This is a genomic window from Serratia sp. DD3 (assembly GCF_000496755.2).
The window spans coordinates 1-15,841 of the sequence record NZ_AYKS02000063.1; the positions used below are offsets into that span (position 1 = coordinate 1).

14 protein-coding genes and 2 pseudogenes are annotated in these 15,841 nt (G+C 50.3%); 3 read left to right on the forward strand and 13 right to left on the reverse strand.

The window, feature by feature from the left end; genetic code table 11:
* Both IO95_RS26065 and IO95_RS11010 read left to right on the forward strand, forming a co-directional pair.
* Window positions 1-204, forward strand: a pseudogene (locus tag IO95_RS26065) (IS630 family transposase); the annotation flags it as partial.
* A gap of 26 nt (window positions 205-230) precedes the next feature.
* Window positions 231-1,472: a GDSL-type esterase/lipase family protein gene (locus IO95_RS11010; RefSeq protein WP_037385343.1), complete on the forward strand. Its 1,242-nt coding sequence runs from the start codon at window positions 231-233 to the stop codon at window positions 1,470-1,472.
* A gap of 53 nt (window positions 1,473-1,525) precedes the next feature.
* On the opposite strand, the pseudogene IO95_RS24750 reads toward IO95_RS11010, so the two are convergent.
* Both IO95_RS24750 and IO95_RS11020 read right to left on the reverse strand, forming a co-directional pair.
* Window positions 1,526-1,849 (reverse strand): annotated as a pseudogene (locus IO95_RS24750) (DDE-type integrase/transposase/recombinase); the annotation flags it as partial.
* A gap of 315 nt (window positions 1,850-2,164) precedes the next feature.
* Window positions 2,165-3,805 carry a DUF4139 domain-containing protein gene (locus tag IO95_RS11020; protein ID WP_023490288.1) on the reverse strand — a complete coding sequence of 547 codons (1,641 nt, stop codon included), beginning with the start codon at window positions 3,803-3,805 and terminating at the stop codon, window positions 2,165-2,167.
* A gap of 319 nt (window positions 3,806-4,124) precedes the next feature.
* On the opposite strand from IO95_RS11020, the gene IO95_RS11025 reads away from it, so the two are divergent.
* Window positions 4,125-4,520, forward strand: a complete 396-nt coding sequence (locus IO95_RS11025) for a hypothetical protein (RefSeq protein WP_023490287.1) — start codon at window positions 4,125-4,127, stop codon at window positions 4,518-4,520.
* A 173-nt stretch (window positions 4,521-4,693) separates the two neighbouring features.
* Here IO95_RS11025 and IO95_RS11030 read toward each other — a convergent pair whose 3' ends face one another.
* From IO95_RS11030 to IO95_RS11080, 11 genes are all read right to left on the reverse strand, one after another.
* Window positions 4,694-6,268 (reverse strand): DUF4139 domain-containing protein, encoded by a 1,575-nt coding sequence (locus IO95_RS11030; protein ID WP_160165616.1) that lies wholly within the window; start codon window positions 6,266-6,268, stop codon window positions 4,694-4,696.
* A 170-nt stretch (window positions 6,269-6,438) separates the two neighbouring features.
* Window positions 6,439-6,927: a BMC domain-containing protein gene (locus IO95_RS11035; RefSeq protein ID WP_023490285.1), complete on the reverse strand. Its 489-nt coding sequence runs from the start codon at window positions 6,925-6,927 to the stop codon at window positions 6,439-6,441.
* Window positions 6,928-6,939: 12 nt separating this feature from the next.
* Window positions 6,940-7,599, reverse strand: a complete 660-nt coding sequence (gene eutL, locus IO95_RS11040) for an ethanolamine utilization microcompartment protein EutL (RefSeq protein ID WP_023490284.1) — start codon at window positions 7,597-7,599, stop codon at window positions 6,940-6,942.
* Window positions 7,600-7,611: 12 nt separating this feature from the next.
* Complete coding sequence (gene eutC / locus IO95_RS11045) at window positions 7,612-8,502, reverse strand: ethanolamine ammonia-lyase subunit EutC (RefSeq protein WP_023490283.1); 891 nt, start codon at window positions 8,500-8,502, stop codon at window positions 7,612-7,614.
* Window positions 8,503-8,513: 11 nt separating this feature from the next.
* On the reverse strand, window positions 8,514-9,875 hold the full coding sequence (locus IO95_RS11050) for an ethanolamine ammonia-lyase subunit EutB (protein WP_023490282.1): 1,362 nt from the start codon (window positions 9,873-9,875) through the stop codon (window positions 8,514-8,516).
* A 12-nt stretch (window positions 9,876-9,887) separates the two neighbouring features.
* Complete coding sequence (gene eutA / locus IO95_RS11055) at window positions 9,888-11,300, reverse strand: ethanolamine ammonia-lyase reactivating factor EutA (protein WP_152554934.1); 1,413 nt, start codon at window positions 11,298-11,300, stop codon at window positions 9,888-9,890.
* 16 nt (window positions 11,301-11,316) lie between these two features.
* Window positions 11,317-12,555, reverse strand: a complete 1,239-nt coding sequence (locus IO95_RS11060; protein WP_023490280.1) for an iron-containing alcohol dehydrogenase — start codon at window positions 12,553-12,555, stop codon at window positions 11,317-11,319.
* Window positions 12,556-12,566: 11 nt separating this feature from the next.
* Window positions 12,567-13,976, reverse strand: a complete 1,410-nt coding sequence (locus tag IO95_RS11065) for an aldehyde dehydrogenase family protein (RefSeq protein ID WP_037385379.1) — start codon at window positions 13,974-13,976, stop codon at window positions 12,567-12,569.
* A gap of 26 nt (window positions 13,977-14,002) precedes the next feature.
* Window positions 14,003-14,290, reverse strand: coding sequence for an ethanolamine utilization microcompartment protein EutN (eutN, locus tag IO95_RS11070; protein ID WP_023490278.1), 288 nt, complete (start codon window positions 14,288-14,290; stop codon window positions 14,003-14,005).
* Window positions 14,291-14,433: 143 nt separating this feature from the next.
* A complete protein-coding gene (gene eutM, locus IO95_RS11075) occupies window positions 14,434-14,727 on the reverse strand; it encodes an ethanolamine utilization microcompartment protein EutM (RefSeq protein ID WP_023490277.1) in 294 nt (97 codons plus the stop codon).
* Window positions 14,728-14,834: 107 nt separating this feature from the next.
* The gene (locus IO95_RS11080; RefSeq protein ID WP_037385382.1) at window positions 14,835-15,839 is read right to left on the reverse strand and encodes a phosphate acetyltransferase; all 1,005 of its coding nucleotides are present in this window, start codon (window positions 15,837-15,839) and stop codon (window positions 14,835-14,837) included.
* Window positions 15,840-15,841: the final 2 nt, after the last annotated feature.

The window sequence follows — 15,841 nt, forward strand, 5'->3', positions numbered from 1 at the left end:
CCGCCACGCCCCCTCAAATAGAACGACTAAGGAAGGTGATGAACGAAGAGGTAAGAAATAATTGTTACTTCGCCACTGCAAAAGCCTTCAGGGCCGCAATAAATGAATTTTTTGGTCATACATTGCCTGCAATTGCAGGAACATTGACTCGTCGTTCGTATTAATGATAATTTTCAGACGTTGGAAAATGCATCTTCAAGTTAACTGAATATAATATTAGAGGGTTTACTATGATGTTTATAAATTTCTTTATGCGTAATATTTCTTGTTTTACTCTATTTTTTCTATTAACGACAGCTACATATGCAGCACCAATACGAGTAATGACGGTGGGTGATTCGATCACGGTTGGATATGGGGCCGTTTATGATAATTATCGTGGTCAACTTGCTGAATTAGCACGTTCGGTTGGCTGTGATATTCAATTTGTGGGAGGGAGTGCTTATAATATACCCATGATAAGCCAATCTCCTCAAGTTATCTCGATGTACGCCGCCATTAGTGGGGTTACTGCTGATACAGTAGATAATTACTGGATCAATGATTGGATGCAGCAAGGAAGACCTGATGTCGTACTGTTGTTGTTGGGGGTTAATGATATTGGCCTTGCCACACGTGAACCTCAAGCCGTAATAAACAGCCTTGGTAGCATTATTCAAAAAATGCGCAGCGTCAATCCAGAAATTCGGATATTAGTTGGGAAATATCCAAACTTTACTAAAAATGCTTATGGGAATTTTCTGGTTAATCCTGATGTATATAAAAATTTCATCACCATGAACAATATGATAGAGACGCTTGTAAATGAGGAAAATACTGACGCTACACCCATTACTTTTGTCGACCACTCGATCAACCATAATCCAACCATGGAGTTAGGCGCTGACACTTTTGACAACCTACACCCCAATTTAAATGGCAATAGAAAATATGCAAAAAACTGGTTTAACGGATTAGTAGAGCAAGGCATATGCAACAACACTAACGTATTAACAAATGCTGCACAAGGAAAAACAGCCAATACATCTGGAAACGGAACTGACATTACTTTTCCAAATAATGCGGTTAATGGGTCACTACCAAATTTCGTTTTTAATGGTCAGACGAGTGATGGTCCATCTTGGGTTCGTTTGCCAACAGAAGGGCCTCAAACATTAGAGATAGATTTGCAAGGCACTTATACACTGAGTTATTTTGATGTGAATCATGCTGCCTCTCCTCCAGCATTATTGAGCCTCGATGACAGTTTTACAGCGAACAGCCCGGCCTATAGAATAGAAATAAGTCTAGATGGCGTAGAATGGGACAATGTAGTCACAGTAACAGACAATGGTCTTATAAGAACAACGCATAAAATACCACCCACCAATGCCAGCTACGTGCGTTTCATTGTCGATCCACCCTTTGCTTCGCCTTATATTTACCTCACGCAATTCAGAGCTATGGGCATCCCAGTGAGCGTAGGAAAATAAAGGAGTTGTGTCGCATTAAGGTTAAGAAGCTAAACGGAAGTGGAGTGGTTTTTTCAGGCGACCAGGAGATAAAACTGCTCTGCCAGGGATAAGCCTTCCCCTTCCGGACGCTTACGTTGTCATTTGCGTATCATGGTGACCACTTCGATCCCTGCCAAGACCGTTTGGACTCGTCGAAAGGAGTTAAATCCCAGCATCGAGCGTATCCGGCGTTTGATATTTCAGTGGTCTTGCTCAACCCGGTTGTTCAGGTATTTACTCTGTCTCATCATCATCGTTTTCTCAACGGGTTTGTCGGTGTTGAGCGTGGCCAAAGCCGCGGTGTTGGCACCACTGTTATCGATAGTGACTACCTTAGGTTCGCTGTGATGACGAATAACCGGCGCGGTGTCTAAATCTAGCGTATCGGGTATAAACATCCGGGCAACTCACCTTGCCGCAGCTAAAATAGGCATATATTAAATTGCATCTTTTTCTCCCTTACAACGCCAACCTGAATCCCATCAAACGGTTATGAAAGTTGATGCACTAGCGTGCATGGAATAACCGTTACTTTGCCAACAAGTGAGATTTTCGCTCGGCTATTTTCAACTCTTTTACGACAACGCCATCTGAAATGGCGGATGCTTTATCATCCCGACTTAATAAAAATTTTCAAACGGGGTTATGGCTATTACCATAACCCCAGCTGATTACAAATTGGCGACCTGCTTATCTTTCGGATATTTAACCGTATAATCCAGGGTGAATTTTTGTGTCTGATTCGCCGGCAGTTCCACCAGCCACTGCACATCACCGGTGTCTTTATCGTAGGTAGCGCCCGGGTACTTCAGCCCTTCAACGGTAATGGCCGCATCACGGCTAAGCGGCACCTGGTCCATCACCACCAATTTAACCGGTTCTGTGCGGGTGTTTTTAACTGTGGTGATATAGGCATACTGTTTATTCACCGAATTACCAAAAAACTCTGGCTTAGCGGTAAATTGCTTATCATTTTCGCGGTTAACAATTATCTTCTTGTCTCGCCCTAATGAAAGATCCAGCGTCTCTTTGGCATCAGCTACATTGATATATCCCTGGCCGACAAAGGAGTCTTCAAAGAAGATACTCGATTTGCCTGGCAGCAGATTCAATTTTTCCCACTCTTTTAATTGAACCTGTAAAAAGGCTTCCGGTTCAATTTTCGGCACCACCACGTAGCGATAATCCCCCTGCACCTGTGCTTCCTTGATCAATACCGCATGACCTTTACCATCAGAAGTAATGTTATAAGGCAGGGAAATGGTAAAACGGCTATTAATACCGCCAGTATCTGTCACCACATAATCAGACAATGCACGTTTGGCCAGTACTGGGGCTGGCGCAGACTTTGCCACCGCCATATCAACAACCGGAGCTTCCATTTGAACCGACTCACTCACCTTGCTGGCAGAGTAGTCCGGATACAAATCGAGATACCAAGGGGCTAACGTGGGCGCTTGTGCCCCCTCGCTAGGGTTACCGCTGGAGAGTGTCAGTTTGACGTTGTGCCAATTGATGCCACTATTCTGAAACACATTGGCTTTATAGCTCAACTTGACTGGCTGATTAATGCTATCAACCCGCACATCATAGGTCGGCATCCAACCGGCATCAGGGATGGCATAGGATAACTTGAGATTACTGGTGACGGCTTTAGGGGTATAAAGTTTCACCACCACCTGATTAACCGCCTCACCACTTTTTTCTTGTGCATCATCCCGTTGGCTTTGCAGTTTAGCGATATTTTTGTCAATCACAGCGATTTTTTCCTGCAGTTCGACATCCGCCAGCAGCAACTCATTCCCCCGGCGGCTGACCAACTCCAGCATCTGATTGATTTGCTCAATGGTAGCACCCTCTTTTTCCCCGCCCAGTTTACGATTGCTTTCCAGCACCGCAAGCTGCGACTTGATCACTTCCCGTTGTACATTCAGTTTGCTCTGTTCACTCTGGGCTGATTCAATCTGTTTAGTCAGTTGTTGCACTTCTGCCGAGTCGCTCTCCGCCAAGAAATCGCGTTTTAGACTAAAGGATTGCACCACCACACCATTATCGGCATCAAGCAGCAGGCTTTGCTCATTGAGCTCACTGGCGATATTGGTAAAAATAATTTCACTTTCACCCGCTGGTAAGGTCACTTGGCTATGGTTAAATAACTCAGCCCCACGAATAAAAACCGTGGCATCAGTCAGGGTAACATTCTGTATCTGGGCCTCTGCCCACACCTGGCTAGAACAAGCCAATAACAGGGAAAACGTCAGGCGCTTTATTCTATTGCCACGCTTTATTCTATTTCCACAAAGGTGTGCCATTTTAAAATTTTCCTTAACTATTAGCTGGAATATACCCAAATTCAATCACATTAGTTGATAAAACGCACTACGTTTTAAACAGCATTTACGCTGTTCCGAATTAAAAGGGGTGTCTCATGCATGTGATTGATTAATCCCTCAGAGCATAGCTAACGCTGTGAGCAGAATGATAAGTCTGGTGAGACAAATCGCCCAGATAAATCCGAATATGTCAGTGTAGCTAGCCTGCATGCACTTTACAGTATGAGCGGTATATTTACTTTTTATTGTGTCGAACCTAATAATGTCCTCTTTCTTTTTCAGGAGTGATGAGGTAGGGATGAACCCAATGATTCGCAAAATGCTGTTAACTTTGGTCGTGGTTGCTATTGTGGCCGCAGGGCTGTTCACTTGGGCTTGGTATGGCCTGAAACAAGATGCTACCCAAGCATTTAACCAAAATAGTATTGTGCAGTCTTATCTTGGTAACGTCACCATCGAAGAGTTTGGACTCAGTCAGTATGCAGCCTCGTCTCAATGTAATGGCGATTGTGAACACTACCTGGTTAAATTGAAAGGTGAAAAAGCCAGCGCGATGGCCGTTACCGACTTAGCTAAAGGTGTCCCTGAACTCTCCTTTGCCATCTTGTGCCTGGCAGATGGTACTAATATTGCTCTCACGCAAAATGCCGAGCCTCGTGTTCAATTTAGGCCCGATGATAAACATTGCCAGTAATGTTCTACTTCGTGTCACTGAAGATACAGAGAGACGGCAATCACCGATTTGTTCAGTGATTACCGTCTATCCTAAAACTGAATGTGGCACAACCCACAGCATTATCATTAACCCGATCCGCACGAGAATACCCCAGCCCCCAGTAACTTCATTGGCGACCGGCATCTACTGGGTTACAAGCCCGTTATCTGCTTATCTTTCGGTGAGTTTACCGTATAGCCTAGCGTAAACTGTTGGCTGTCCCCCGCTGCCAGGTTGACCTTCCAGTGCACATCTCCGCTGTTCCTATCGTAAATGCCACCGCCATAGTCGAGCCCAGCTATCGTTATCGCTTCATCAGAACTAAGTGGAATTTGGTCAAATACCACTAAGCTAATCGGTTCATTGTGGGTATTTTTAACCTGGGTAACGTAAGAGTACTGCTGACGAATGCGGTTACCCCAAAAACCCGCCTTGCTGGTAAGGTGTTTCTCTTTTTTACGACTCACCATGATCTTGTCATCTCGAACCAATGACAGATCCCATGTGTCTTGATCATCAGTAGTATCAATGCGCTGTTGACCCACATACGAGCCAGCAAAGAAAATACTCGCCTTACCCGGCAACAGATTCAGTTTTTGCCAATTTTTTACCTGAACCTGTAAAAAGGCTGTGGTGTCGATTCTCGGCGCCACCACATAACGATAATCACCCAACACTTCTGACTGTTTGATCAACACCACCTGACCTTTACCACCAGTAGCAATGTTGCAAGGCATAGGTAAACGAAAGCGCGTGTATAAGCTATTAGCACCGCTAATCTCATAATAAGATAATGAGCGTTTACTGTTCGCATTATACAACTCGATAGACCAAGGCGATAAATGCGGTGTTTGCGCCCTATCGCTCAAGTTAATAGTGGAAAGTGTCAGCTTGACGTTGTCCCAATTGATGCCACTATTTTGAAATATAGTAGCTTTATAGCTCAACTTAACTGGCTGATTAATGCTCTCTACCTGCACATCGTATGCCGGTTCCCAACTGGCATTGTTAGTAACATATGACAGTTTGATATTGCTGGTGACCGCTTGCGGTGCGTAAAATTTTACTACCAGTTGATTAGCAAATTGGGCACTGTTTTGTTGTGCATAATGCCGTTCTGCGTCATTGAATTGGTCAGTTAGCTTTTCTATTCTTTGATCAATCGCGATGATTTTGCCATTCAGTTCAACATCTGCTTGCAGCAGTTGGCTACTACGTTGGTTCACCAGCTCCTGCATCGGGTTCATTTGCTCAATAGCAACATCTTCTTTTTCACTTCCCAGTTTGCGGTTACTTTCCAGCACCGCTAGCTGCATTTTAATCACTTGGCGCTGCGCCGCCAATTTGCGCTGCTCATAGCGCTCAGCCTCGATCTGTCGGCTTAGACTGATCATTTCCGGTGATTCAATGTCAGAGAGAAAATAATGTTTGATACCAAAAGATTGCACCACCACACCATTATCAGCATCCACCATCAGGCTTTTTTCATCAAGCCCATCGGCGATATTGGTGAATATCACCTCATTTTCCCCTTGGGCTAGCCTGATTTGGCTGCGGCTAACCAGCTCGGCACCACGAGTAAAAACCGTCGCTTCAGTCAAAATAACATCCTGGCTCTGCACTTCCGCCCATACCCCGCTAGAAGTGAATAACAACAGAAGTAACATCAGTAACTTTATTTTATTTCCGCCGTGGCAAGCCATCTCTAAGTCTTCTTTAACTGTCAACAGTGTAAATATCCAAGCCTGCCCTACGCCTTGACGGGGATAGTGGTGAGGCATCTTTGATGCTTGTTATCCAACAATATTATAGATTGACGGGCAACGGAGATAAGGCAAGAGGATATAGCACTGGAAGTTATTGGTACAGACTTTGGATAGACCGGTTACTGTTCCTGTTATTTCAGCCGATAACGGCTGCTACGCTTGCGTAATCGACCGCTAAGGTAGAGTTTTTCCAATGCCAGACGCGCCTGTTCCAGCGAACAATCCACCTGTGCGGCAACTTCACCGGCAGTCATGCCGCGCACCGCTTGGCTGACGATTGCCAACAACTGCTGTGGTTGCAGTTTGCTGGAAGCAGGGTCATTTGAGCTTAAAGCGCACATTGAACCGAGTAGATGAGTGACCAGTGTTTCGGTATCTGGATCTGGTCGCCCGATTACGTGATGACTGATCACCGTACCACGGCGGTTGGCCGCCACCACACCGGCCTCTACGGCTGCACGGCAAGCCGCCAAATCCCCCTCCACCACCAGGGTCACCATTCCCGGTGTCATTATCTGGTGATTGAGTAGCTTGACTGGCGCGGTTTTCAGCATGGCGTCAACCGCATCAACCCCAGCCACCAGGCCAGAAACCTCAAGTAATCCCAACGTATTGATCATGGCTCGCTTCCGTTAGCTGTATTGTATTGGGCAACAGCAAATATCCAGTACCGCAGCACTGAATGCCTGACAGGCCACATGGCATGCCGCCTGGCTACCCGTCATCAAGGCGGATGAGTAGTTGGTTTCCGACGGCGGGGCAACATAGTTCATCAACCTGACATTCGCCGCTTTTAACGCGGCATCGATACCATAAGTTGCCTCCAGCGGCGGGGCCACCAGATAAGCCAGCGGATCCCCCTGCGCAATACCCGCAGTAGCAGAAAGATAAGAGCCGGTGCGTGACACCAGATAGGCCAGGAAAGCGGTATTTTCGCTATCATTAGCCCACTGAAAAGCCGGCCCCCGCTCAATGGTATTGAGCATCGCATCCAGCCCGGCCCTGACCTCTGCCGGATTAGGGCCACCGAGCATAATCAACACCTCACCAGCACTGGGGGAAGGCGCATGAGCAGCTCCGGCGTAGAGTGAACGCCCATACACCACCTCCACTTGCGCCTGTTTGGTGGCTTCGTCAGCGGCAATATAGGCCACATCATCAGCATCAGCAGTGAGTAACCCCAGGCTGCGAATGCTGGCCGGCAACTGCAACTCACGGCGAAAATCCTCATGTAAAGAAGCAATCACCCGCATCGCCCTGACACTCGGTTTGATCAGATCTAATGCTGGCACGCTGACCTCCTTTTAACGGTTAAGATGAATGCCTGACGCCTGCTGTTTGAGCATGCGCTGCACTAAATCGACAATCACTGCCGCCGCTTCCACCGGGGGCGTTCCCCCGCGATGAATATTGGAAATACAGGTCCGGTCCGCCTCTACGGTGCTAGCTACCTTTGGCGAGTACACCGCATAGCATGACAGGCTTTCTGACTGCCCCAGCCCTGGGCGCTCCCCTACCAGTAACACCACCACTTTGGCCCCCAGTAACTCGCCGATCTGATCTTCAATTTTCACCCGGCCATACCGTACAAAGAAGGGCGTTCCCACCTTCAAGCCCGCTAACTCCAACCCTTGCAACAAGGTGGGCAAAATCTCTTCATAGTTGGCAGTAATGGCGTCGGTGGATAAACCATCAGAGATCACCACCTGGACGTCCGGGTTAGCTTTGCATTGCGCTTTCAAGATTTCTATCGCACGACTGCTCAAGCGGCGTCCCAAATCAGGGCGGGTAAGATAGAGATTTTTGTCGTCAATTTCCGACTGCACCTCCAACAACCCCTGTTTTTGTACCCACTCCTGCGGCACTTCTTTCAATACAGTATCTTTAGCTCGGGAGTGATCCGCCAGAAAGCGTAGTAGCGCCAAGGTTCTTGGCCGTGGACCACTACGACCGATACAGACCCGTGCGGCGGTGTTATTGCGCAGTTCTTGTAACACCTCTGGATGACAAGGTTCCTGGACCCCGATCCACTGTTTTGCTTCGGCGGAACCCAGATCCAGCGTGCAACCCGCGCTTTCACTGGCGCTTTCAGCAGCAGTCTGGGTTGAGTTATCGGTGGTCTGTTGCTCTGTCAACGGTTGTGCCATCTGCAACATGACATTACGCACTATCTCTTCAATCTGTTTTTGATCCATGGTGATTTACCTCAGAAGAACAGCGATGGATCGCCAGCACGAGCGGTTAACCGGCCATTGGCCATCACCCCCCACTGCTCTAACCAGCGTTCAAATTCTGGTGCTGGTCGCAAGTTCAATAATTGGCGTACGGTGGCGGTATCATGAAAGGCGGTGGTCTGATAGTTGAGCATAATGTCATCCCCCATGGCCATGCCGATAATAAAGTTACAACCCGCCGTCGCCAGCAAGATCATCAAGTTTTCATTCTGGTTTTGATCAGCATCGGCGTGGTTGGTATAGCAGCAGTCGCATCCCATCGAGATACCACTTAATTTACCCATAAAGTGATCTTCCAACCCGGCGCGAATAATCTGACGATCGTTATACAGATACTCCGGCCCGATAAAGCCCACCACGGTATTGACCATAAAGGGATCATAGTGGCGTGCCAGACCGTAATTCCGGGCTTCCATGGTCACCTGGTCAGCCCCATAATGAGCGCCGGCAGACAACGCCGCCCCTTGGCCAGTTTCAAAATAGAGGCAGTTGTCTCCGGCAATCCGGTTGAACTCGGCACCTACGGCGCGTGCTTCATCCAGCATTGCCAGTTCAACCCCAAATTCTTTTAGTCCTTTTTCGCTGCCGCAGATGCTCTGGAAGATCAATCCCCCAGGGGCCCCACGGCGGATAGCTTCGATTTGTGTAGTGACATGGGCCAGTACACAACCTTGGGTCGGAATAGCCAACCGGTCGATCACCCCATACAGGCTATCCAGCACCCGGCTCAGGTTATCCACATCGTCTGTCACCGGGTTAACCCCAATCACCGCATCACCGACCCCAAAAGCCAGCCCTTCATAGATTTGAGCCTCAATGCTCTGTACACCATCCCGGGTGTCGTTAGGTTGAAGACGCGCACTGAAGGTCCCCGGTAGGCCAAGGGTGGTATTGGCTTTTTTAATTACCGGTATTTTCTTACCGCCGTAAATCAAGTCGGCGTTGGAACATATTTTGGCTACCGCCGCTACCACTTCGGAACTGATGCCTTTGCGTAGCCAGGCAATGTCATCCACGCTGGTCTCGTCACGCAGGATATATTCGCGCAATTCACCAATAGACCAATGTTTAACCTTGGCATAAGCGGTTTCATTAATATCATCCTGAATAATGCGCGTGACGCAGTCCTCTTCATAGGGGATCACCGGGTTCATGCGAATATCCGCCACACTCATTTCCGAGAGTACCTGTTTGGCAGCCACACGCTCTTGCGCACTTGCCGCCGCCACCCCCGCCAACAGATCACCTGAGCGCAGTTCGTTGGCTTTTGCCAATACCTGCTTAACATCTTTAAACTGATACGACTGTCCAAATAGCTGTGTTTTCAGCTTCATAATTAGGTTCCCTCAGGAAGGAAATGCCAGTGATTTAATGGTGACTGGCACTACCGCCCCATTAAACAATGGAGTACCAATATCTATGTAATCGCCAGTGCGGGTGATCACTTCATCGATCACCGCCAGTTTTCTTGGTGCCATTAATGGTCGCAACAACATGCCTAACGCCTTGCCAAAATCCTGACGGGCTAACACCAACAGTGGGTGCGGATTAGGGTAACGCTGGGTAAAATCCTGTAGCGCGCTGATGCCAAGTTGCACCGCCGCCGCATTCACTGGCAAAGAGGTGGGTAATGCCAATGCATAAAGATCGGCAGTTGCATTGAGATCCATCAGTAACAAGGCTTGTTGCCAGCGCGTCACTAATGGCTCGGTTTCGTTGCCTTGTGGATGGACCACCGGAATATTGCGCATTGGCAGCGCCACCTCATCCAACCAGATGGTACTGCCCGATAACGATAACGTATGCGCCCCGGCACCGATCACTGTCGCGCGCACTGTCTGACTAGGGATCTGCAGCGGTAGCGTGGCAAACCCAGGGTGACGGTGGATCGCCTGCGCCAACAATGGGCCGATATCACCAAAACGAAACCCGGCTTCATCCTGCACATTGCGGAAACACTCCCCAACACCACCGGATAACGTGATGGCATACAGGTTGCTGCAATCAGGTAAGGCTTCGGTCATCAGCAAACGCTTAGCCAATGCTGAGGGTTGGCCTACCACAATTTCCCATAACAGTTGCGCCATGCGATCCGCTACCTGCCTGAGTTGGGCCAGGGTGAGAGCTTGCACCTCGGTAGCCTGGCCAAACAACGAATCAACCACCCACTGCCCGGGTGGATGAGCACGGATAACCCGCCCATTATGATCAGTCTCCAATAGGCGGCCACCGACATTAAGACAGGCGGTTGCCTGGATATGCCCACCATCAAATAGCGCATAGTTGGCAGTACCACCACCAATATCAATATTGAGCACCCGCGCCAATTTACGTTCAGACAGTGTCTGGGCTCCAGAGCCAAAACCGGCAATCACTGATTCCAGATGTGGCCCGGCTGTGGCGACCACAAAATCCCCCAAACGCTGGGATAGCGTCATTACCGCCTGGCGGGCGTTATGGGTTTTGGCAGTTTCGCCAGTAATGATAATTGCCCCGCTATCGACACTGGCAGGTTCGATGCCGGCTGCCTGATATTGTGCCAATACCAGCGCCAATAGTTGATCTTCCTGCAGATAACCCGTGCCATCGACCGGGGTGAATAACACCGGGCTATGCCAGAGAATTTCGCGCTTTACAAACTCGTAGCATGGCACCTGAGAGACCGCAGCACGGTTAACCAATGACAGGCGTGAAAAAATTACTTGAGTGGTGGTGGTGCCTACATCAATACCGACACTCAGTAGTTGCTGGATCTTCACCACCATGCCCCCATTATCATCCCCTTGATCCGGCTGCTTGCCGGGGATTGGCTAACGAATTCTGGTACAGCGTGACAATCTGCTGTTCCGTCAGGGTACGTGGGTTAGTGCGAATGCAGGCATCCTGCATAGCTGCCTTGGCAAAACCAGCAAAGTCCAGCGCCTTGCCACCCAGTGCGGCTAAATCAACATTGAGATCGACACTGTCGATTAATTGTTCTACCGCATCAATCGCATCAACATCGCTGCCCTGCCGCCCAGTCAGCGCATAACCGATTTCAGCATAGGTTTGCTTACACACCAGGCGGTTAAATTTCATCACGGCTGGCAACATAATGGCGTTAGCCAAACCGTGGGCAATACCATAGGCGGCACCAATCTGATGCGCACAAGCATGACATACGCCGAGCCCCGCGTTGGAAAAGGCCATTCCTGCCATATAAGAAGCCTGCATCATCGCTTCGCGGGCGGTAATATTCCCCCCTTGCCCCACCGCCAGCGGGAGTGCTTCACCAATCAAATGAATGGCCTGATAAGCCAGGCTGCGCGTCAGTGGGGTAGCGTTGCAGGCCACATAGGCTTCGATGGCATGCGTCAAAGCATCAATGCCGGTTGCTGCGGTGATCTGTGCAGGAACACCCACCGTTAAATTGGCATCAATAATCGCCAAGTCAGGCAGTAATGCGCTATGCAGTAACACCTGTTTATGATGTGCCGTGTCAGAGATAATCACCGCTATGTTGGTGGCTTCAGAACCGGTTCCGGCGGTAGTCGGTATGGCAATCAAGGGTAAGCGTGGCGCTATACGGCTCTCTGGGCCTAACGCCGAGAGTTTCAATGCTGGGTTGGCCGCCAACACCGCCACCGCTTTGGCGGCATCCAGTACCGAGCCACCGCCAAATGCCAGGATACTGTCACTGTTTGATTGCCGTAGCTGTTGTACTGCCGCCAGTACATCACGCTCTACTGGTTCGCCGGCAGGGCAGGACCAGACATCGTAAGTTACCCCTGCTTGTTGCAAGCTGCGTAATATCCCCTGAGTCACACCCGCAAGATGCAAGTGAGCATCAACCATCATAAAGACTTGCTCAATGCCACGATCTGCCAGCGCAGCCCCACTACGAGCCACCGCCCCGGCGCCCATCAGTGTCACTGGCGGAACAGCAAACTCCTTGACCTGGCGGGCATTAACCCTGTCCAGAGCCTGATAGAGTGCGGTTTGCAGCGTTTCGGCTGATGTATGTTCCTGAGACATGGCCCCTCCTGTTAGACAATGCGCAGTGTATCCACCATGACGCAACGGCGCAGACGGACAAAAGTGCGTGCCGATGTCACCCCTTCACCGGTTGGGGTGGTAATGGTCATTGAGGTCCAACCTTCACCACCAAAACCCAAGCCGGCGATGCATGGCCCATTCTTAACGAAAATACTGGTATTAATCGCATTGGCCATCTGGTCGAGATGTTCGATATTGCGTGAATGCATTGCCGCCGTATGATGGCAGCCGCCCTCCAGCTTCACCGCCAGCGCAATGGCTTGCTGTACGTCCGCCACACGGACCACCGGCAGTAACGGCATCATCAACTCAGTTACTGCAAAGGGATGGCGAGCCTCGGTCTCGGCAAGCAGTAACCGGGTCTCGTTGCAGATATTCAAGCCAATAGCCGCCGCAATTTTCGCTGCATCGCGACCGACCCAATCACGGTTAACTTGCCCCTTGCCATTTTCATCAACATTTTTCAGCAGTACCGGGAGTAATTGCTGCGTTTGTGCCGCACTCAGCAGTACTGCCTGGTGACGTTGCATTTCAGCCAGTAGAGCATCCGCCACGCTATCCACCACGATCAGTACCTTTTCATCCGCACAAATCAGGTTGTTGTCAAATGAGGCTCCGCGCACAATCGCTGCCGCCGCCCGGGGGATATCCGCCGTCTCATCAACCACCACCGGGGGATTACCAGCCCCGGCAGCAATCAGCCGTTTGTCGGTGTGTTTGCGCGCAGCTTCCACCACCGCCTCGCCGCCCGTCACTACCAATAGGCCGATGCCAGGGTATCTAAACAGCCGTTGTGCGGTTTCGATATCTGGGTTCACCACTGTGACCAGTAAATCCGCTGGCCCCCCCGCTGCCACGATTGCTTCATTCAGCAGGCTAATGGCTTTCTGCGAGACTTTTTTCGCTGCCGGATGGGGGGCAAATACCACCGAATTACCAGCAGCAATCATACTGATGGCGTTATTGATTACCGTGGCGGCAGGATTGGTAGAGGGAGTAACCGACGCCACCACGCCCCAAGCAGCATTTTCAATCAAGGTCAGGCCGTTATCCCCGGTCAACACCTGAGGATGCAGAGATTCAACACCCGGCGTTCCCCGCGCCTGTGCCACATTTTTGGCATATTTGTCTGCCACTCGCCCCATACGGGTCTCTTCAACCGCCAGCTCCGCCAATTGCTGTGCATGCTGTTCCCCAGCCTGACGAATGGCCGCTATCGCCAATTGTCGCATGGCCACACTGTGTAATTTTTTTTGCGCCTGGGTGGCGGCAGCCACTGCGTCATCCAGCGAGGTAAATACGCCGCTACCCTGACACTGCGGCACGGAAGCGGCTGGCGATGAGGCACCCATACCGGCCAACACCGCTCTTACCACTTGCTCAATCTCTTTCTGGTCAATACTCACCCTTTGCCCCCGTCACTGCCCTATTTACGAAAAATGACCTGATTTTCCATTACGGCTTCATCCACAATGCCGATAACACTCAGATCAACCGGTGAAGATGCATTATGATTTGCACAGCGTGCAGAGCTGCCACTGACCACCAGCACCCACTCGCCATTGCCAGCGCCAATGCTGTCAATCGCTACCGCGCATTCACCACTCGGTTCACCCTGGCGATTAATGGTTTCCACCAGCAGTAATTTGTCATGCTCCAAGCCAGCATGCCTTACGGTGCACACAATCTGCCCTATTACCACGGCCAGTTTCATGTTCACCTCCTTGCGCTTTGCGATAAAAACGCTAACCACCCGGCAGGTGGCCGCGATGATTCAGGCGTGACATCGATACCTAAGTGAATTCAAGCCAGGTCTATCAACGATGCCACGCAGAAAGAACCACACTCACCAACGCATTAGTCAATAAGGCTGTCGCTGGACATTTTAATTGGAAAGATTTCTTCCAAATCACCGTGAGGACGTGGGATCACATGCACAGAAACCAACTCACCAATACGTTGTGCCGCCGCTGCACCAGCATCAGTGGCTGCCTTACAGGCAGCAACATCACCACGCACCATGGCAGTGACCAACCCACCACCAATCTGTTTAACGCCAACCAATTTGACCCGTGCCGCCTTGACCATGGCATCTGATGCTTCAATCAATGCCACCAGCCCTTTGGTCTCGATCATTCCCAATGCTTCCATGATGTATTCCTCGTTGTTGGATCCCGAATTGGGACCGATTTGTCTACCCAGGTTGCTGCCAGTCACCACCAATCTCCTGCGACTCGCCTAAACCTGGCTTTAATCTGTTATTCCCCTGCTGCCAACGGTGATAACACCGTTTGGCATTGGGTTTGTGCCACCAAGACCAGTTCAATGATCTCCTGAGCGCTGCACCCGCGCGATAAATCATGCATTGGGCCATTTAGCCCTTGTAGCAGTGGCCCGATAGCGCGATAGCCTCCCAGTCGCTGGGCGATTTTGTAACCAATATTGCCCGCTTCAAGGGAAGGAAAGACCATCACATTAGCGCGTCCAGCGACCTGACTGCCCGGCGCTTTCTGCGCCGCCACATCGGGCGAAAATGCCGCATCAAATTGCAATTCGCCTTCAACACACAGCTCCGCCGCCCGGGCACGTACCAATTCCGTTGCCTGTTGCACAAAAGCCGCATTAGGATGCTTGGCACTGCCCCAGGTCGAAAAAGAGAGCATGGCGACACGTGCAGGCTGCCCGATAATCGCCTGATAGGTCGCCGCACTACTCAGCGCAATATCCGCTAACTGTGCTGCTGTGGGCTGCGGCACCACGCTGCAATCAGCAAACCCCAACACTTCCCCGGGGCCTGGCGGTAACATCAGAAACAGCGAAGAAAGTGTTTTTACCCCCGGCTGCAGGCCAATTACCTTTAACCCGGCACGCAGAACGGCGGCGGTAGAAGAAAGATTGCCTGCAATACAGAGGTCGACCTTACCCGCTGCCAACATTGCCGCCGCAAACCACAACGGATGCCGCAATTTTTCGGCACTGTTTTCAGGTGCTTTGCTCCCAAGACGCTGGCGCAGGTGTTGTTCAAACTCACCACACCAATCACTGGCATTTTCCGGGTCAATTACCGTCAGACCATCCAGAGTCATACGCTGGCTATGGGCAAAGTGTCTTAAGGAAAACGGATTGCCGAGCAGAACCGGCAGTGCCGCACCTTGATGCAGTAGATGACTGGCCGCTTGCAACACACGCGCGTCAAAAGCGTCAGGAAACACCACCCGATGCAGCTGGCGCTGCGCCAAATGCTGGCAACGTTCAATCAACATGC

Coding starts and splice junctions, on each gene's coding strand:
- IO95_RS11010 (WP_037385343.1), top strand. CDS start 231: ATGATGTTTATAAATTTCTTTATGCGTAATATTTCTTGTTTTACTCTA.
- eutC (WP_023490283.1), bottom strand. CDS start 8,502: ATGGATCAAAAACAGATTGAAGAGATAGTGCGTAATGTCATGTTGCAG.
- IO95_RS11035 (WP_023490285.1), bottom strand. CDS start 6,927: ATGATCAATACGTTGGGATTACTTGAGGTTTCTGGCCTGGTGGCTGGG.
- IO95_RS11060 (WP_023490280.1), bottom strand. CDS start 12,555: ATGTCTCAGGAACATACATCAGCCGAAACGCTGCAAACCGCACTCTAT.
- IO95_RS11080 (WP_037385382.1), bottom strand. CDS start 15,839: ATGTTGATTGAACGTTGCCAGCATTTGGCGCAGCGCCAGCTGCATCGG.
- IO95_RS11025 (WP_023490287.1), top strand. CDS start 4,125: ATGAACCCAATGATTCGCAAAATGCTGTTAACTTTGGTCGTGGTTGCT.
- IO95_RS11050 (WP_023490282.1), bottom strand. CDS start 9,875: ATGAAGCTGAAAACACAGCTATTTGGACAGTCGTATCAGTTTAAAGAT.
- eutM (WP_023490277.1), bottom strand. CDS start 14,727: ATGGAAGCATTGGGAATGATCGAGACCAAAGGGCTGGTGGCATTGATT.
- IO95_RS11020 (WP_023490288.1), bottom strand. CDS start 3,805: ATGGCACACCTTTGTGGAAATAGAATAAAGCGTGGCAATAGAATAAAG.
- eutN (WP_023490278.1), bottom strand. CDS start 14,290: ATGAAACTGGCCGTGGTAATAGGGCAGATTGTGTGCACCGTAAGGCAT.